The following is a 15,774-nucleotide window of genomic DNA, read 5'->3' as shown; positions in this document are numbered from 1 at the left end:
ATTTCCGTGCTTTACAAAGTGTAGCGGCGACCGGAGGGGGCGCCACCGGGCCGGGCGCCGGCCCGGCGGGCGCCGACGCGCCGTCGGAGGGCTACCCTCGGAGGGGTGTCCGCCCGCGCGCGCCTCTCCCTGCTGATCACGGCCGTCGTCGTCCTCGGCGTGGCCGTCGTGCTGACGTTGGCGCGCCCCTCGTCCGACGACGCCGCCGTCGCCAGCGGCGTGCAGGCGGCGTCGACCCCGTACGAGGGCGCCAGCCGCGGCGGCGTCCCCTCTCCCGAGCTGCGCCTGAAGGACCAGGACGGCCGCGAGACGACGCTCGAGCAGTTCCGCGGACGCCCGGTCATCGTCACGTTCATGTACGCCACCTGCGACGACACGTGTCCCGCAGCGGCGCGGCAGATCGCGGGCGCGCTCGACGACCTGGGCGAGGACGTGCCGACGATCGTCATCAGCGTCGATCCGCAGAACGACACCCCCGACCTGGCGCAGCGGTTCCTGAACAAGATGCGGCTGGGCGGGCGGGCCCGCTACCTGCTCGGCACGCGGCCGCAGCTGGCGCCGATCTGGCGCGACTACTTCATCCAGCCGCAGGGGGCGGAGTTCGACCACTCGGCGTACGTGCTGGTGCTCGACGGCCAGGGGCGCCAGCAGGTCGCGTGGCCCGTCGACAAGCTGACGGCGCAGGGCCTGGCGCACGACGTCCGCGCCGTGCAGGCGCGCACGGGCGGCGCCACCGCGACGAAGGGCTGACGCGCGGCCGGTCGCCGCGGGCGGAGGCGACGACGAGCCGGCGGGCCGCCCGGCCGCGGCGGGGCGTCGGCGCGGCGGAGGTTCGCCCCCCCGCCCCGGTCAGACGCGGGTGCGGCGCAGCTCGTCGGCCTCGAGGTCGTCCAGACCGTCGAGGTCGTCCAGCTCGTCCTCGTCGGGCATCCGCTTGCCGGCCAGCCACAGCCCGCCGGCCACGATCAGCACCGGCACGAGGTACAGGATCGCGTGGTACCAGTGGCCGATGTGCGCGAGGACGCTCACGAGAGCAACCATAGCCCGAGCGACGTGAACGCCACCATCACGGCGAGCATCCAGTACTGGGAGCGCGCCGCGGTCCGCGGCCCGCGGAACGTGCGCAGGGCCAGGTCGTGCGCGGCGACGAGGCCGGCGACGTGGCCGAGGACGAGCGCGGCGACCTGGACGTACCAGGTGCCGTTGCCGCCGAGGACGGAGTAGTCCACGCCCCAGCCGGCGGTGCCGAACCAGTTCGCGCCGTCGCCCCGCGGGTCGGAGAGCAGGAAGCCGAGCGTCTGCCCGCGCTGCAGGAGCAGCGAGCAGTAGTGCGCGACGGCGTAGCCCAGGGCGATCGGCACCAGCGTCGGCGCGAAGCGGCCCATGAGCTCGCGGGCGGTGTGGCGGGTCGGATCCACGCTGTGCATGCCGGCGATGCCGAGCCGCACGAAGCCCGACACCAGCAGGACCGTGACCGCCAGCCCCAGCGTGAGGGCCGCCGTGGCCGCGCCGTTGGCGCTCAGCCCGAGGCTGCCGAACAGGTCCTCGAGCCGGGGGCCGAGGGCGCCGTCCGACGTCCACAGCTCGCCGCCGGAGATGCCGTCGAACGTCGTCGAGCCGACGAGGGCGAGGACGACCGCGCTCAGCCCGGTCTGCGGCGGCACCTGGACGAGGCCGGTGCCCGGCCAGCGCAGGTGCACGCGGCCGTCGGCCCAGCGCAGCGGGGCCAGGCTGCCCGCCAGGCGGAAGTACTGGCCGAACCCGTCGGCGTGGTCCAGGAACGCCGTGCCCCAGACGCCGCAGCCGACGAGCATCGCCGCGCCGTAGACGAGCGCGAGGGCGCCGAGCAGGTCGGGGGCGTCCTTGTTCGGGGCGGCGAGCTCGAGCCACGCGAACGCCAGGAGCACCGCCGCGGCGGGCCACAGGCCCAGGCGGGCCGGCCACGGCGTCGGCGCCGGCAGCCCGTCGCGGCCCGCGATGCGGCGGCCCAGCCAGCCGGCGGCGTCGGCGATCGCGCGCCACGGGCTGAGGGCACGCCACAGGTCGCCCACGAACACCGAGAGCACCGGCACGCCGACCCAGAAGGCGACGTAGACCATCGTCGGCGCCAGGTTCGCCTGGACGTTGCTCGTGCCCGTCAGGCCGGCCCAGACCGTCAGGCCCCAGAGCGCGACGCCCAGCAGCCCCAGGACGATCCGGCCGCCCGTGCGGGCGGCGGCGGGCACGGCGACGGACCGGCCCTCGGCGAGCGCCGCCAGCCGCGGGCGGGGCCAGAGCACCATCAGGCCCACGAACGAGACGACGAGCACGATGGCCGCCGCCCACGCGAACAGCCACTCCGGGATGGGCAGGTTGCGCGTCCCGCCCAGGCCGTGGGCGGCGGCGGAGGACGGCGCGAGCAGCGCGGCGGACGCGACGCCCGCGGCGACCGCGGGCCACCGCCGTGACCGGCGCGATCGGGGGTCAGGCATCGCCCCGATGGTAGGCGAGCCGCGACGACGATGTACCCTCTCCGGCCTCATGCGCGTCCCTGCGGAGACCATCCCCGCCCCGCCGTTCCCGCGGCCGGCGCTGTGGGCGAACGTCGCGATGCTGCGGATGGACCAGCAGAAGGGCCGCCCCGTCCTGATCGAGTTCTGGGACCTCTGCCGGCCGGCCTCGGTGCGCAGCGTCGAGTACCTGAAGGCGTGGCACGAGCGGTACGAGCCGCACGGCCTGCGCGTCGTCGGGGTGCACTGGCCCGGCAGCGACCTGGGGCGCGGCTACGAGACGGTCGGCGCGGCGGTCAAGCGGCTGGGCATCACCTTCCCCGTGCTGCTCGACGACGACGGGACGTACCGCGACGAGTTCGAGACGCCCGGCTGGCCGGCGCGCTACCTGTTCGACGGCTCCTCGTGGCTCGTGGACTACGAGCACGGCGAGGTCGGCTACCGCGACACCGAGACCGCCATCCAGGAGCTGCTCGGGATCGACGAGCCGCCGCTCGCGCCGCTGCGGCCGGTCGACGACGACGACGCCGAGCTCGTCGTGCCGACGGCCGACCAGCCCGGCGCGTACTCGGGCCCGTACACCGCGGGCGAGGTGTGGGCGGTCGTCGAGCCGCCCGCCGACGGGCCGGGCGCGGTGCAGGTCGACGGCGAGACCATGACGTTCGAGGGTCCGGGCGCCTACCGGATCGTCGCCCACGAGGTCTCGACCGCGGGCGAGCTGTCGCTCGTGCCCGCCGACGGCACCGTCGTCCACGAGGTCAGCTTCGCGCCCGGCCTGAAGGCCGCGCCGCGGGCCTGAGCCGGCGCCGGCGGCCGCCCGGTCAGCCCAGGGCGACGTCGTCGAGCAGCCCGACGAGCTCCACCGTCCCGTCGGCGTCCACGCGGGCGGCGTGCCCGGGCCAGTAGGCGCTGCCGGGGGCGACGCCGCGCGTGGCCAGCCCGCCGACGTGCACCCACGACCCGGTGTTGACCAGCCGGCCGCCGTCGGCCAGGCGCCACTCCCCGACGTCGTCCCCGGGCAGCGGCCCCGCCCGGTGCGTGTGGCCCGCGACCAGCACGTCGGGTCGGACGCCCAGGCGGGCCGCGACGGTCGCCATGCCGTGTGTCCCCGCCCGGCGCAGCGTGTCGGGCGTGAGCGTCGTCTCGAGCTCGCCCCAGCCCGCCCGGCGCAGCGCGCGCACCGCGAGCGGGACGGCGGCACGCAGGGCCGCGCCCGAGAGGGACCGGCGGTCGTTCAGGCGGTGCCACACCCCCGCGGAGGTGCCCTGCGATGCGCCGGGGCCGCGGCCGCGGGCGTGCTCGGCGCGCCCGTCGATCCACCCGTAGCCCGGCGCGAGCAGCGCCTCGAAGTCGTCCGGGGTGCGGACGTCGCCGGGCGCCACGCCGTGCCCGCGCGCCACGTGGCCGGCCACGAGCCGCTCGATCGTCGGCATCCGCCAGAGGACGTCGACGTAGTGGCCGTGGTGGGCGAGGACGCCCCCTGCCCCGTCGGGCCCCGGCGGCACGATCCAGGCGGCGGGGTAGCGGAACGTCACCGCCGCGGGCGCGAGCGCCGCCGCGAGCGCGCGGGCGGCGGCGGGCCACGCGTCCTCGGGCACCCGTTCGTCGACGCCGAGCGGGAGGCCCGCCAGCCGTCGCTCCTCCAGCCAGGGCCGCAGCAGCCGGTGGTCGTGGTTGCCGGTCAGGACGACGACCTCGCCCTCCGGTCCCAGGCGCGCGCCGAGGGCCCGGAGGACGGGACGGGCGCGCTCGAGCACCACGCGGGCCGGTGCGTGCCGCAGCTCGAGCAGGTCGCCGGCCACGACGAGCCGGCCCCCGCCGTCGAGCGCGTCGAGCAGGCGCCCGAGCGCGGGCCCGGGGCGGCGCAGCAGGTCCGCGCCCGTGTCGGAGCCCAGGTGCAGGTCCGAGACGACGAGCGTCGTCGGCGCGGACGCCACGCTCAGGCCTGGACGGCCTCGCGGGCGCTCTCGGCGACGCGGATCGCCTTCGGCAGCATGAAGCGGACGTCCTCGCGGACGACCTCGAGCTCGCGGACGTCCTGCGTGCCGCGGTCGCGGAAGTGCTGGACGAGCGCCGCGACGAGATCCTCGGGCGCGCTGGCGCCGGACGAGATCCCGACGGTGCGCCGGCCCTCGAGCCACGCGTCGTCGACCTCGCCGACGTGGTCGATCAGGTAGGCGTCCGTGCCGAGCTCGCGCGTCACGTCGACGAGGCGCGCCGAGTTGGACGAGTTCTTCGAGCCGATGACGAGCACCAGGTCGCACTGCTCGGCGAGCGCCTTCACCGCCGTCTGGCGGTTCGTCGTGGCGTAGCAGATGTCGTCCTTGCGCGGCCCCGTGATGTGGGGGAAGCGCTCACGCAGGCGGGCGATGATGTCGCGCGTCTCGCCGACCGACAGCGTCGTCTGCGAGATGTAGGCGAGCTTCTCCGTCGCGGGGTCGATCGCGAGGCGGTCAACGTCCTCGATCGTCTCGACGAGGGTGATGTGGTCCGGGGCCTCGCCCATCGTGCCCTCGACCTCCTCGTGGCCGGCGTGGCCGATGAGGATCATGTGGTAGCCGTCCTCGGCGAACTTGACGGCCTCGCGATGCACCTTCGTCACGAGCGGGCACGTCGCGTCGATCGTCTGCAGACCGCGCTCGGCGGCGTCCGCGTGGACCGCGGGACTGACGCCGTGGGCGCTGAAGACGGTGACGGCCCCCTGGGGCACCTCGTCCGTCAGCTCGTCCACGAAGATCGCGCCGCGGGCCCGGAGGGACTCGACGACCGCCTTGTTGTGGACGATCTCCTTGCGGACGTAGACCGGGGCGCCGTACAGGTCGAGCGCGCGCTCGACGGTCTGGACGGCGCGGTCGACGCCGGCGCAGAACCCGCGCGGGCGGGCGAGCAGCACGGTGTCCGGGGCGGGGAGCGCACTCACGCCACCCATGGTACGCCCTCGTCCCGGCGCCGTGGCCGGATACCCGACACAGAAGCTCGGACTTCGCGGCGCCCGCGAACGGCTCAGCGGCGCCGCTCGGCGTGCAGCCACGCGACCACGGTCTCCCCCACCGCGTCCATCGCGCCCTCGGACAGCCGGTCGAGCGTGTCGGCCGCGGTGTTCTTCTGCGGGTACTCCCAGTCGATAAGGTCGACGGCGGGGACCCCCGCGCGCAGGAACGGCAGGTGGTCGTCGACGATCGCGAACCGGCCCGCGCCGGCGAAGACCTCGCCCACGCCGGCCGTGCGGGCGGCGGCCTGCACGCGGCGCCAGAGCGCGGGGTCCGATCCGAGCTCGCGCGGCAGCCGGACGCCCCGGTTGGCCACGTAGTCCGCGAGCACGAGCGCGCCGACCTCGCCCGGGTTCGCCGCGGCGTAGGCGGTCGAGCCGCGGAGCCCGTCCTGCTCGAACGTCGCGTCGCTGCCGCCGGGCGGCAGCTCCTCGCCGTCGAAGAGGACGAAGCGCACCTCGCGCGCCCCTCGGGGCCGCGGCGCGCGGGCCAGCGCGCGAGCCGCCTCGAGGACGACGGCCGTGCCGGCGGCGGAGTCGTTGGCGCCGACGAAGCTCGGCGGATCGAGCTGCGTGTCGTAGTGGGCGGCGAGGACGACCGCCGGACGCCGGCCCGGGATCCGGCCGACGAGGTTGACGAGCCCCGGGTGCCCCGCGACGGCCTCCGCCCGGCCGCGCGGGAGCCGCTCCAGGAGGCGGGGCCGCAGCCGCGCGAGCGCCGCCGACCCCGCGGGGCGCGGCCCCTGCCCCACCTGCAGGCGCGCCAGCCGCAGGGCCCGGCCGGCGTCGAAGGCGTGCGTCCGGGCCGTCGGCACGGCCGGGTCGGGCCGCCGCGCCGCCGCGAGGGCGGCGTCCAGCCGGCGCGCCGCGGCCGGGGGCGTCGCCGCGGCGGTCCGCGCGGGGGCGGTCCCCGTCGTCCCGGTCGCCGCGGCCGCGCGGGCGCCCGCGGGATCGTCGTCCCCGCGACCGACGAGCAGCGCGACGAGCCCGCCGACGACGACGAGCGCGACGAGGCCCGCGGCGAGCAGGACGGCGCCGCGCCGCGGTCCGGCGGTCGGCGCGCCGCCCCGGCGCGGAGGGGTCGAGCGAGCGGCCATGCGCGCAGGGTACGCGTCCCCTCGTCACGGCGGGCCGGGCCGGATAGGGTGGGACCGCCCCGCGGGCGCGGCGCGGAGCCGCGGCGGGGCCACCCCCATGCCTGCCCGTCACCACGACCGCCTCAGCGCCATCGACGCCGGCTTCCTCCACCAGGAGGGCCCCGGCGCCCACATGCACATCGGGGGCCTGATCGTCTTCGAGGGGCCACCCCCGGCCTTCGACGAGGTGCTGGACACGATCCGCGGGCGGCTGCACCTGCTGCCCCGCTACCGCCAGCGCCTCGAGCCTGCGCCGCTGGGGTCGGGCAACCCCACCTGGATCGACGACCCGGCGTTCAACCTGCTGTACCACGTGCGGCGGATCGCGCTGCCCGCCCCCGGGTCGCGCGCGCAGCTGCGCGAGGCCACGGCGCAGATCTTCTCCGAGCGCCTGGACCGCACGAAGCCGCTGTGGGAGCTGTGGGTCATCGAGGGCATCGCCGACGACCGCTGGGCGATGATCTCGAAGACGCACCACGCGCTCATCGACGGCCTGAGCGGCATCGACATCGGCACCGCGCTGCTCGACGTCGGCCCCGAGCCGATGGACGTCCCGCACCCCGACGAGCCCTGGCGCGCGCGCCCGGTCCCCACGCCGGTGGACCTGCTCGCCGAGGGCGCGAAGGGCCTGGTCCGCGCCGGCCTGCTCGGCGCCGCGCGGGCCGTCGAGGCCGTGGGGCGGCCGCGCGACGCCGCGGGCCGCGTCCGCGAGGTCGGCGAGGGGCTGGGCGAGATGGCGTGGGCGCTGCTGAACCCCGCGCCCAGCACCCCGCTGAACGTGCCGATCGGCCCGCACCGCCGGTATCTGGCGGTCGAGTCGGACCTGGCGACGCTCAAGCGGATCAAGGACGCGTTCGGCGGCACCGTGAACGACGTGGTCCTGGCCGTCGTGACGAGCGCGCTGCGCGGGTGGCTGCGCTCGCGGGGCGTCCGCACGGACGGGCTGGAGCTGCGGGCGATGGTCCCCGTCTCGATCCGCTCGGCCGACGAGCGCGGCCAGATGGGCAACCGCCTGACGACGATGCGCGGGCCGCTCCCGGTCTACATCGAGGACCCGGTGCAGCGCCTGACGTTCGTGCGCGAGGCGATGCGCGGGCTCAAGGAGAGCAAGCAGGCGCTCGGCGCCGAGGTCATCGCGAGCGCCCAGGAGTTCGCGCCGCCGACGCTGCTGGCGCAGGCGTCGCGGCTCACGTTCTCCACCCGGCTGTTCAACCTGCTCGTGACGAACGTGCCGGGACCGCAGTTCCCGCTGTACTTCCGGGGCCGCCGGATGGAGCGGGCGTTCCCGATCGCGTTCCTGCCCAAGGACCACGCGCTCGCGATCGCGATCCTCTCGTACGACGGCGGGGTGACGTTCGGGCTGATCGGCGACCACGACGCCCTGCCGGACCTGGACGTCGTGGCGGACGGCCTCGCCGCCGCGATCGACGAGCTCGACGCCCTGGCGCGCCGGCACGCCGAGGAGCAGGCCTCCCCGGCCGCCGCGCCCGCCTCGGCCTGAGGACCGGGGGCCGCGCCGGGTCCCGCGGCGCGCGGCGCCGCGCCGGCCGGGGGCCGCGCGGAGTCCCGGGCCGGAAGGACGGGCGGCGCCTAGCGGCGCAGCGTGAGGGTGCCGCGGGTGGGGATCTTCGCGCGGTTGCCGGCCTCGTCGACGCCGCGCAGCGCGAAGCGCACCGTCCCGCGCGGCACCGAGACCGTCAGCCGGCCACGGGCCCCGGCGCCGACGCGGCGGAAGCGGCCGCCGTCGACGCTGCGCCACACCTCGACGCGGTCGACGCCCGACGCGATCAGCGGCTTCGGCGCGGGGTCCTTCGCGGTCCAGCGCAGCGCGACGCGCGCCGTCGTGACGCGGCCCGAGCGCGAGCTGAAGCGCGCGGTCGGGGGACGCAGGTCGATGCGGCGGGCGTCCTCGACGGCCTCGAGGCCGTCGACCGTGCCCCAGCCCGTCTGGTCGTTCCACCCCGGGCCGGGCCGGCGGGCGGACTCCTTGATGACGCGCGCGACGCGCGCGGCGTCCAGGTCCGGGTTGGCCCGGCGGACGAGGGCGGCGACGCCGGCCACCATCGGCGTGGCCATCGACGTGCCGGCCTCGTACGCGTAGCGCCGGTCGCCGCCGACGGTGGTGCGCGTGGCGGGCGCGCTGCCGCCCGAGGACAGCTCGAACGCGGCCGTGTTGCCGGGGAACGCCCCGACGATGCCCGGCGGACCGCCCGCGTTCGCGTACGTGCCGTACCCCGCGACGCTGATCTGGCTGCCCTGGCCGGCGAAGGCGGCGCGCGTGCCGTCGGCGGCGGCCGCCGTGACCGACAGGCCCAGGCCCTTGACGCGGCTGCGGCCGGTGCCGGCGGGCTGCAGGACGTTCGCGGGGTAGCCCTGCTCGGCCGTCGGGCTGTCGGCCGCGGCGGCGACGAGGACGACGCCGCGCTCCTGCGCGTCGGCGATCGCGTCCCGGATGATGCGGGGCGCCTCGGCGACGCCGTCGACCCCGAAGCTCATCACGATGGCGTCGGCGCCGAGATCGGTCGCCTTCGCGATCGCCTTCGCCACGCTCGTGTCGTACAGGTCGCTCTTGATGGTGATCAGCCGGCAGCGCCCGCCGGCGCCGACCGTCCCCGCCGCGTCGTCGAACGCCGAGCACGCCAGGGACGCCACGTGGGTGCCGTGGCCGTACTCGTCCGTGCGCGCCGTGCCGGGCACACCCTGCGTCGCGACCACGGTGGCGGAGTCGACGATCCCGGCCAGCTGGGGGTGCGACAGGTCGAAGCCCGTGTCGATCACGGCGACCTTCGCGCCGCGGCCGCTGACCAGGTCCCAGGCCTGCGGCAGCCGCATCTGCAGCGCCCACCAGCCCTTGGACACGCCCGGCGGGGCGAGGGGATCCTGCTCGTGGAGGGCCGTGTCGTTCGGCACGCCGCGCGGGGTCGCGCGGTGCTCGGGGACGACCTCGACCACGCGGGGGTCGCGCTCGAGCTCGCGGGTGACGCGCCGCCGCGCCGCGGCGTCGCCGGCGGCGACGGTCGCCGTCGCGGCGCCGGGGGCGGTCTCGACGGCCCGGGTGCCGGCCTGCGCCGCGACGTCGCGCAGGGCGCCGTCCACGGCCTTCGTGGAGAGCCCGTCCTTCCCGCGGACGGTGACGAGCAGCCGGCCGGTCTCCTGCGCCCGCCCGGCGTCGCCCGTCGTCGCCGCTCCGGCGGCGGGGGCGGCGGCGAGCGTCAGCGCCAGCGCCGCGCCGAGGACGGCGGGGCGGGCAGACGGGCGGGGCGGGGACGGAGGCATCTGCCCCTCCCGAACCCGCGAGCGACCCGCGCGATGCGGTGGCGCGGCGACGAGGTGGCGCGGGCGGCTCAGAAGCCGAGGGCGAACTTGGCGTCCTCGGACATCTTCTCGGGCGTCCACGGCGGGATGAACGTCACCTCGGAGCCGACCGACTCGACGCCCTCGAGCTCGCTGACGAACTCCTCGATCTGCGACTCGACCTGCGGGCCGATCGGGCAGCCGGGCGTCGTGAGGGAGTACGTCACCTGGACGTGCCCACCCTCGATCTCGATCCCGTAGATGAGCCCGAGCTCGACGAAGTCCAGCCCCAGCTCCGGGTCGATGACGTTCGAGAGCGCGGCTTCGACATCTTCGACGGTGGCCATGCACCGAGTGTGGCACACCGCCGCGGCCGGTCCGCCGCCGTCCGCACCGGGGCCGGGGAGCGGCGGCCCCCGCCGGGGCCGGACCCGTACGGTGGAGGGCATGCCGCTGCTCGTCCTGGCCCTGCTGATCGTCGGCGCGGTGGTCGAGGTGTGGGTCGCGCTCCGGGTGTCCGACCTGATCGGGGCGGCGCCCACCGTCCTGCTCCTCCTCGCGAGCGCGCTGCTCGGCGGGCGGGTGCTCACCCGGGGCACCGTCCGGGCGTGGCGGCGCCTGCAGGAGGGCGCGCGGCGGGGGGAGCGGCCCGGCGCGGCGCTGCTCGACGCCGCCCTCGTCCTCGTCGCCGGGGTGCTCCTGCTGCTGCCGGGGCTGGTGAGCGGCGCGGCGGGGCTGCTCCTGCTGCTGCCGCCGGTGCGCGCCGTGCTGCGGCCCGCGATCGGCGGCCTGCTGCTGCGGCGGGTGGCCATGCCGCTCGTCCTGCGCGGACGGGGCCCGGCCTGGCCGGGGGCGGGCCGCGGCGGCGCGCCGCACGGCCCGGCCGGCCCCGCCGACATCGACGGCACGGCGACGGAGCGGCGGCACGAGCAGGGACCGCGTCGGCTGGACGGGCCGTCCGATCCGTTCGGCCCGGACGCCTGACGCGCCGCCGTGCCGACCGCGCGGCGTGGTGGCGCGGCGGCGCGGCGGGAGGCTCTGGGATGATCGGCCGATGGCGCTCGACCCGGCCCAGGAACGTCCGCACACCTCCGACGTGCCCGGCTTCAGCGACGGGGTGACGTTCGCGTTCGCCGACCCGGCGGCGAACGTCCAGGGCACCGTGCGCCTGGGCGTCGCGGACGGCACGGCCTCGGGTCTCATCTTCGTGTTCGCCGACGGCGCGCCCGTGATCGCGCAGGCCGAGGGTGCCGTCGCGCTCGACCCCGTGCCGGACGACTACGCGGACGTTCGGGCGGCCGGCATCGCGCAGACGACCGTGACGCCGCTGCGCGAGTGGCGCCTGACCGTGGAGTCGACCGCCGGGACGCTCGACCTGACCTTCGTCGCCGACGGACCGGCGTTCGCGATCGGCCCCGACCACGACGCCGCGGAGCGCCTCGGCATGGAGGGCTACGAGCAGCCGTGCCGGGTCCGCGGCACCGTCCGCCTGACCCCGCCCGACGGCGCGCCGCGCGAGCTGCGCGTCGACGGGCTCGGCGGCCGCGGGCACCAGTGGGGCGCCCCGGACTGGTCGCGGCTGACGCTCTCGCGCACGGTGCAGGGGTGGTTCGGGGACGTCGCGTTCCACGTCTCCTCCGTCCGCCCGGCGGACGCGCGGTCGCACGCCGACGAGGTCGCGTGGTCCCAGGTGGCCCGCTCCCCCGCGCTCGTCGCCGGGCCTGAGGAGGACGGGGAGCCCGGGCCCGAGACCGCGACCGCTCCCGAGGCGGTCGAGGCGCCCGAGCCGCGGATCTCCACCACCACGGGCCACGACGGACGGCACGGCCTGGCGACCGTCGAGCTGTGGGAGAGCGACGAGGGGCCCGTCTGGACCGCGACGGGCGAGGCGATCGCCGGGACGACGCTGTCGGTCGGCGAGATGCGCCTGGACATGGCGTTCTTCCGCTGGCGCCTGCAGGGGCTCGAGGGCGTCGGCCGCTACGACATCCTGCGCAAGGCCGCGCCGCCGCAGGGCTGACCGGCGCGTCCGGGTCCGGCGGCGCGCCGGCGACGGGATCCCAGCGGCAGCCGGATGCGGCCGCGCCGCGCGACCGCGCCTAGTTCTCGGACCCGAGGCGGTCCCAGCAGTACAGCTGGACGGCCTCGTCGGCGATCAGCCGCGCGCTGTCGTCGGAGAGGTGCGGCAGGACGGCGCGGAGCGCCTGCTCCTCGGCGACCCCGGCGTCGAAGGCGTCCTCGCCGCGGAAGCCGGCGGCGATCTTCAGCGCCTCGCGGCGGTTCTCCCCGAGAGTCGGGAAGACGCGGACGAGGAACTCGCGGTTGGCGAGGGGCTGCCCCACGTCCATCGACGCGTGCCACGCGGCCAGCATCGACAGGTCGTTGTCGTCGAGGTCCGCGAGCGTGCGCGTGTACTGGCCGACGAGCTCGGGCTCGGGGATCTCGTCGACCCACGCGCGCACGACCTCGCCGACGAGCTGGCGGCGCGCCTCGCGGCCGACCGACTCGGCGATGACGCGGATGGCGTCCTGGGGGCAGATGAAGACGAGGTCCACGGGGCTTCCGTTCGGGGTCCGGGTGGCGGGAACGCTACGGCGCACACCGGACGGAGCGCCCGGATACGCCGTGGTGCAGGGGCTTCTCGCCGGCGGCGGCCACGCGGCTCACTCGAACCCGAACTCCGCCGCCGCCGACCCGCCGCCGGACGCGCCCGCGGCCCCCGCCGTCGCGCCCGATCCGGCCGACCCCCTGGCCGCGGCGGTCCCGCCGCCGGCCGGTGCCGACGGCCCCGGGGCGGGCGCGGACGGGGCCGGCGTGCTCGCCGCCGGCGACCCCGTCCCCGCGGCGGCCGCGGCCCGGCGTCGTGCCGCCGCGCGGCGGCGCTCGCGGGCCCGGGCGGCCGCGCGACGCTCCCGGCGCTCCCGCGCCTCGCGCGCGTCCCGGCGACGCCGCCGCTCCGCCTGCTCGGCCCGCCGGCGGTCCGCCGCCCGGGTGACCCAGGCGGTCGTCGCCCGCGCGGTCGTCGCCGCCGCCACGGGCGGGGCCGGCGTGGCCGCGACGCGCGCGGCGCCCGCGGACGCCTGCGCGGACGCCGTCACCGCCGTGCGGGCCTGGCGCTCCGGCTCGGGGGTCCCGCCGTCGCCGCCGCCCGTGCCGGCCACGACGACCCCGGCGCCGAGCGCGACCGTCGCGAGACCGGCGGTGAGCGCGACGCCCGCCTCGCCGACGGCTCCGGACGCCGCGGGCGCGAGGGCGGCCAGCCGGTCGGCGACGAGCTCGGTCACGCGCGGGCGCGCCGGCGCGCCCGCCCCCGTGCGCCCCGCCCAGGGCAGCCACGCGAGCAGGACGGGCGGCATCACGCCCCAGCGGCCGCCGCGCGCCCGACGCAGCCGTCGCCGACAGCTCGCGCAGCGGCGCAGGTGCGGTCGCAGCGCGCGCAGGTCGTCCGGAGAGGCCTCGCCGGCGGCGAGCCGGTCGATCCGCGGCGCCGCCGCCGCGCAGGTCTCGCCCGCCGCGATCCCGCGCACGCCGGCGCGCAGGCTGGCACGCCCCTCGGTGATGGAGCGGTTGACCTTCGTCAGCAGGTCGTCTTGCATTTCGGCGCTTCTAGGAGGAGATCGTTGCCGAGGCACCCCACCGCTCCGCGTTCGTTCCAAGGGCGAGCGTGACCGCCGTCGACCTTCACCCGGCCGCTCTCATCACCGCGGTCGACGCGATGGGCTGGGCCGACTTGGAGCGCCACCGCCGCGCGCTTCTCGCCGGATTCCGGCTCGTCGCCGAAGCGCCCGGCGCGCAGCTCCGCGAGACGATGATCGCCCGGTCCAAGTCGGGCGCGTCGGCGCCGCGCGCCACCCCGGTCTGCTCGTGCGGGTGCCCGTCGCAGCTCGACCACTGGTCCGCCGCGCTCGACGCCGCGCGCGACGCCGACCTCGTCAACGGCGGCGATCCTCTCCGCACCCGCGACACGATCTTCCGCGCCGCCGAGGACCTCTACCAGACCACCCACAGCGCGAAGGCTCCGCGCGGGCCGAACGCCCCGGCAGCGTCCGGCCCGGAACGCGACGACTACATCTGCCGGCGCTACCGCGGCATCCCCGCCCGCCGCGCCGCGCACCTCGAGAGCCTGCGTGCCGGCGAGATCAGCGTCGCCACGCTCAAGAAGACCCGTCTGCGGAACGGCTACGGCGGCGAGCTCGGGGAGCCGCAGCCGGCTCCCTCCGAGATCGTCCGCCGGGTCGTCGAGCTGCACCGCACCGGCATGACCGACCGCGCCATCGCCCGCGAGGTCGACATCGGCCGCGAGGCCGTCGCCGCGATCCTCGCCGGCCAACGCACCACCCTCGGCACCTACGACGGCCGGGAGGCCGCATGACCCCCGGATCGCTGGACATCGTCGTCCGCTTCACCGCGGCCTGCGAGGAGGCCATCGAGGGCTTCCGGGCGCTGCAACGCCGGCTCGAAGGGCTGGGGCCGCACATCCTCGTGCAGTTCGGCCCCGTGGCGCTTCCGCGCGAAGCACGCCTGCACCTCCGACGCCGCGAGCGCGCAGTCGCCCGCTCGCGGCGCAACACGAGCAACCGACGTCGGCACCCGCACGGGCGCCGCTGACCCACACCCAGGAGAAGACCCATGTCCCCGTACCACGAGAGCCACTCGCTCCGCCGCGCCGCCCAACACGATCCCGACGCGTACGCGCAGATGCTCCGAGAGAACCGTCGCTTCACCCGCCGCCTCGGCCTCGCCATCCTCGCCACCCTGCTCGTCCTCGGCGGCGGGATCGCATTCTGGTCCGCCTGCGCCACCGTCCCCCAGGGCGAGGTCGGGTTCGTCAAGGGCGGCGGCCCGCTCGACGGCGCCCGCAAGAAGATCAAGGGCGACCTCGTCAACCCCGGCCTGCACATCACCGGCACCTGGGACGGGATGGACACCTACCCCGCCTACCGCACCGTCCGCTTCCAGGACTTCGACGTCTCCGTCACCACCCTCGACGGCAAGAAGGTCCAGGTCCAGGGCCAGGTCGGCTTCCGCTTCATCGGCGAGAAGGACCCCGCCGAGGCCCGCGAGTTCGCTACCGGCCTCGGCTCCCGCAAGTATGGCGGCAAGCGCCCGGGCGACGGCGGCGGCGAGGGCTGGACCAAGTTCCTCGACCAGCTCGTCACCCCCGAGGTCAACGCCGTCTTCAAGGACCAGTTCGGACGCGTCTACTGCGCCGACTTCGAGCCGTCCTGCCGCGCGATCGACCCGCGCCGCGACATCCCCGTCTCGAACCCCGAGCGCGTCTACTCCACGATCGCCCCCGTCGTCCAGCGCCAGGTCGCACAGAAGCTCGGCGGCGGCTACCTCACCGACTTCCGCGTCCGCGTCCGCCGGATCTCCCTCCCCAAGGAGGTCCAGACCAACATCGACCGCGTGACGACCGAGCAGGCCCGGACGCAGGCGTCGAAGCAGGCCGTGAAGACCGCCGCGGCCGACGCCGAGTCCATCCGCATCCGCGGCCGCGCGCTCAAGGCGAACAAGGGCCTCATCGGCCTCGAGATCGCCAAGGAGTGCAAGGGCGGCGACCAGTGCACCCTCATCGTCGACGGCACCGGCGACGGCGTCGCGTCCGCCGTGCGAGCGGGGAAGTGATCGCGTGACCCCGGTGACGAGCATCCTGCGCCTGTCGAACGTGGTCTCCGAGGAGGTCGTCGACGTGTACTGCCCGGTCGACCTCGAGACGCTGGGCCGCATCTCCGGGGCCCTCGGTGAGGGCTGGACCGCGACGGTCTTGCCCGCCAACGCACCGCGCCCCAGCGTGCTCGGCGCGCCCGAGCCGACCGGCACGGACGACGCGCTGGGCGGCCAGCTGGGTGACGGCGGCGCATGA

Annotated in this window: 18 protein-coding genes; 9 read left to right on the top strand and 9 right to left on the bottom strand. The window is 76.8% G+C overall.

Annotated elements, in window-relative coordinates; translation table 11 throughout:
* Positions 1 to 105: 105 nt before the first annotated feature.
* Positions 106 to 750, top strand: coding sequence for an SCO family protein (locus J3P29_RS07025; RefSeq protein ID WP_210492335.1), 645 nt, complete (start codon positions 106 to 108; stop codon positions 748 to 750).
* A gap of 99 nt (positions 751 to 849) precedes the next feature.
* Here the strand turns inward: J3P29_RS07025 and J3P29_RS07020 are convergent, their stop codons facing one another.
* Positions 850 to 1,029: a hypothetical protein gene (locus J3P29_RS07020; protein WP_210492333.1), complete on the bottom strand. Its 180-nt coding sequence runs from the start codon at positions 1,027 to 1,029 to the stop codon at positions 850 to 852.
* Positions 1,026 to 2,471: a fenitrothion hydrolase gene (locus J3P29_RS07015; protein ID WP_210492332.1), complete on the bottom strand. Its 1,446-nt coding sequence runs from the start codon at positions 2,469 to 2,471 to the stop codon at positions 1,026 to 1,028. Before J3P29_RS07015 ends, J3P29_RS07020 begins: the two co-directional genes overlap by 4 nt.
* 49 nt (positions 2,472 to 2,520) lie before the next feature.
* On the opposite strand from J3P29_RS07015, the gene J3P29_RS07010 reads away from it, so the two are divergent.
* Complete coding sequence (locus tag J3P29_RS07010; RefSeq protein ID WP_210492331.1) at positions 2,521 to 3,288, top strand: redoxin domain-containing protein; 768 nt, start codon at positions 2,521 to 2,523, stop codon at positions 3,286 to 3,288.
* Between the two features lie 22 nt (positions 3,289 to 3,310).
* Here J3P29_RS07010 and J3P29_RS07005 read toward each other — a convergent pair whose 3' ends face one another.
* From J3P29_RS07005 to J3P29_RS06995, 3 genes are all read right to left on the bottom strand, one after another.
* On the bottom strand, positions 3,311 to 4,426 hold the full coding sequence (locus tag J3P29_RS07005; RefSeq protein WP_210492330.1) for a hypothetical protein: 1,116 nt from the start codon (positions 4,424 to 4,426) through the stop codon (positions 3,311 to 3,313).
* A 2-nt stretch (positions 4,427 to 4,428) separates the two neighbouring features.
* Positions 4,429 to 5,418, bottom strand: a complete 990-nt coding sequence (locus J3P29_RS07000) for a 4-hydroxy-3-methylbut-2-enyl diphosphate reductase (RefSeq protein WP_210492329.1) — start codon at positions 5,416 to 5,418, stop codon at positions 4,429 to 4,431.
* Positions 5,419 to 5,492: 74 nt separating this feature from the next.
* Positions 5,493 to 6,575, bottom strand: coding sequence for a M28 family peptidase (locus tag J3P29_RS06995; RefSeq protein ID WP_210492328.1), 1,083 nt, complete (start codon positions 6,573 to 6,575; stop codon positions 5,493 to 5,495).
* A gap of 97 nt (positions 6,576 to 6,672) precedes the next feature.
* On the opposite strand from J3P29_RS06995, the gene J3P29_RS06990 reads away from it, so the two are divergent.
* Complete coding sequence (locus tag J3P29_RS06990) at positions 6,673 to 8,115, top strand: wax ester/triacylglycerol synthase family O-acyltransferase (protein WP_210492327.1); 1,443 nt, start codon at positions 6,673 to 6,675, stop codon at positions 8,113 to 8,115.
* An 89-nt stretch (positions 8,116 to 8,204) separates the two neighbouring features.
* On the opposite strand, the gene J3P29_RS06985 is transcribed toward J3P29_RS06990, so the two are convergent.
* The gene (locus tag J3P29_RS06985; RefSeq protein ID WP_210492326.1) at positions 8,205 to 9,890 is read right to left on the bottom strand and encodes a S8 family serine peptidase; all 1,686 of its coding nucleotides are present in this window, start codon (positions 9,888 to 9,890) and stop codon (positions 8,205 to 8,207) included.
* Between the two features lie 68 nt (positions 9,891 to 9,958).
* Positions 9,959 to 10,255 carry a metal-sulfur cluster assembly factor gene (locus J3P29_RS06980; RefSeq protein WP_210492325.1) on the bottom strand — a complete coding sequence of 99 codons (297 nt, stop codon included), beginning with the start codon at positions 10,253 to 10,255 and terminating at the stop codon, positions 9,959 to 9,961.
* 100 nt (positions 10,256 to 10,355) lie between these two features.
* Here J3P29_RS06980 and J3P29_RS06975 point away from each other — a divergent pair, with 100 nt between their 5' ends.
* Both J3P29_RS06975 and J3P29_RS06970 read left to right on the top strand, forming a co-directional pair.
* A complete protein-coding gene (locus tag J3P29_RS06975) occupies positions 10,356 to 10,892 on the top strand; it encodes an FxsA family protein (RefSeq protein WP_210492324.1) in 537 nt (178 codons plus the stop codon).
* Between the two features lie 70 nt (positions 10,893 to 10,962).
* The gene (locus J3P29_RS06970) at positions 10,963 to 11,928 is read left to right on the top strand and encodes a hypothetical protein (protein ID WP_210492323.1); all 966 of its coding nucleotides are present in this window, start codon (positions 10,963 to 10,965) and stop codon (positions 11,926 to 11,928) included.
* Positions 11,929 to 12,007: 79 nt separating this feature from the next.
* Here the strand turns inward: J3P29_RS06970 and J3P29_RS06965 are convergent, their stop codons facing one another.
* Together J3P29_RS06965 and J3P29_RS06960 are read right to left on the bottom strand one after the other, a co-directional pair.
* Positions 12,008 to 12,463 carry a hypothetical protein gene (locus tag J3P29_RS06965; protein ID WP_210492322.1) on the bottom strand — a complete coding sequence of 152 codons (456 nt, stop codon included), beginning with the start codon at positions 12,461 to 12,463 and terminating at the stop codon, positions 12,008 to 12,010.
* A gap of 108 nt (positions 12,464 to 12,571) precedes the next feature.
* Entirely contained in the window at positions 12,572 to 13,504 is a 933-nt protein-coding gene (locus tag J3P29_RS06960) for a hypothetical protein (protein ID WP_210492321.1), read from the bottom strand.
* A gap of 68 nt (positions 13,505 to 13,572) precedes the next feature.
* On the opposite strand from J3P29_RS06960, the gene J3P29_RS06955 reads away from it, so the two are divergent.
* Genes J3P29_RS06955 through J3P29_RS06940 form a run of 4 tightly spaced genes read left to right on the top strand, consistent with a single transcriptional unit; the run spans position 13,573 to position 15,774 of the window.
* Positions 13,573 to 14,280: a hypothetical protein gene (locus tag J3P29_RS06955; RefSeq protein ID WP_210492320.1), complete on the top strand. Its 708-nt coding sequence runs from the start codon at positions 13,573 to 13,575 to the stop codon at positions 14,278 to 14,280.
* A complete protein-coding gene (locus J3P29_RS06950) occupies positions 14,277 to 14,516 on the top strand; it encodes a hypothetical protein (protein ID WP_210492319.1) in 240 nt (79 codons plus the stop codon). The genes J3P29_RS06955 and J3P29_RS06950 overlap by 4 nt, the downstream gene beginning before the upstream one ends.
* A 21-nt stretch (positions 14,517 to 14,537) precedes the next feature.
* Positions 14,538 to 15,536 carry an SPFH domain-containing protein gene (locus J3P29_RS06945; RefSeq protein ID WP_210492318.1) on the top strand — a complete coding sequence of 333 codons (999 nt, stop codon included), beginning with the start codon at positions 14,538 to 14,540 and terminating at the stop codon, positions 15,534 to 15,536.
* Positions 15,537 to 15,549: 13 nt separating this feature from the next.
* Entirely contained in the window at positions 15,550 to 15,774 is a 225-nt protein-coding gene (locus tag J3P29_RS06940) for a hypothetical protein (protein WP_210492317.1), read from the top strand.

Source organism: Patulibacter sp. SYSU D01012, from assembly GCF_017916475.1.
GTDB lineage: Bacteria > Actinomycetota > Thermoleophilia > Solirubrobacterales > Solirubrobacteraceae > Patulibacter.
The sequence above is the reverse complement of the archived record's forward strand: the minus strand, read 5'-3'. Positions and strand labels throughout refer to the sequence as shown.

What these genes read in the sequence shown, in the direction of transcription:
- J3P29_RS07015 (WP_210492332.1), bottom strand. Translation starts at nt 2,471, where the DNA reads ATGCCTGACCCCCGATCGCGCCGGTCACGGCGGTGGCCCGCGGTCGCC.
- J3P29_RS07010 (WP_210492331.1), top strand. Translation starts at nt 2,521, where the DNA reads ATGCGCGTCCCTGCGGAGACCATCCCCGCCCCGCCGTTCCCGCGGCCG.
- J3P29_RS07000 (WP_210492329.1), bottom strand. Translation starts at nt 5,418, where the DNA reads ATGGGTGGCGTGAGTGCGCTCCCCGCCCCGGACACCGTGCTGCTCGCC.
- J3P29_RS06995 (WP_210492328.1), bottom strand. Translation starts at nt 6,575, where the DNA reads ATGGCCGCTCGCTCGACCCCTCCGCGCCGGGGCGGCGCGCCGACCGCC.
- J3P29_RS06990 (WP_210492327.1), top strand. Translation starts at nt 6,673, where the DNA reads ATGCCTGCCCGTCACCACGACCGCCTCAGCGCCATCGACGCCGGCTTC.
- J3P29_RS06985 (WP_210492326.1), bottom strand. Translation starts at nt 9,890, where the DNA reads ATGCCTCCGTCCCCGCCCCGCCCGTCTGCCCGCCCCGCCGTCCTCGGC.
- J3P29_RS06980 (WP_210492325.1), bottom strand. Translation starts at nt 10,255, where the DNA reads ATGGCCACCGTCGAAGATGTCGAAGCCGCGCTCTCGAACGTCATCGAC.
- J3P29_RS06975 (WP_210492324.1), top strand. Translation starts at nt 10,356, where the DNA reads ATGCCGCTGCTCGTCCTGGCCCTGCTGATCGTCGGCGCGGTGGTCGAG.
- J3P29_RS06970 (WP_210492323.1), top strand. Translation starts at nt 10,963, where the DNA reads ATGGCGCTCGACCCGGCCCAGGAACGTCCGCACACCTCCGACGTGCCC.
- J3P29_RS06960 (WP_210492321.1), bottom strand. Translation starts at nt 13,504, where the DNA reads ATGCAAGACGACCTGCTGACGAAGGTCAACCGCTCCATCACCGAGGGG.
- J3P29_RS06950 (WP_210492319.1), top strand. Translation starts at nt 14,277, where the DNA reads ATGACCCCCGGATCGCTGGACATCGTCGTCCGCTTCACCGCGGCCTGC.
- J3P29_RS06945 (WP_210492318.1), top strand. Translation starts at nt 14,538, where the DNA reads ATGTCCCCGTACCACGAGAGCCACTCGCTCCGCCGCGCCGCCCAACAC.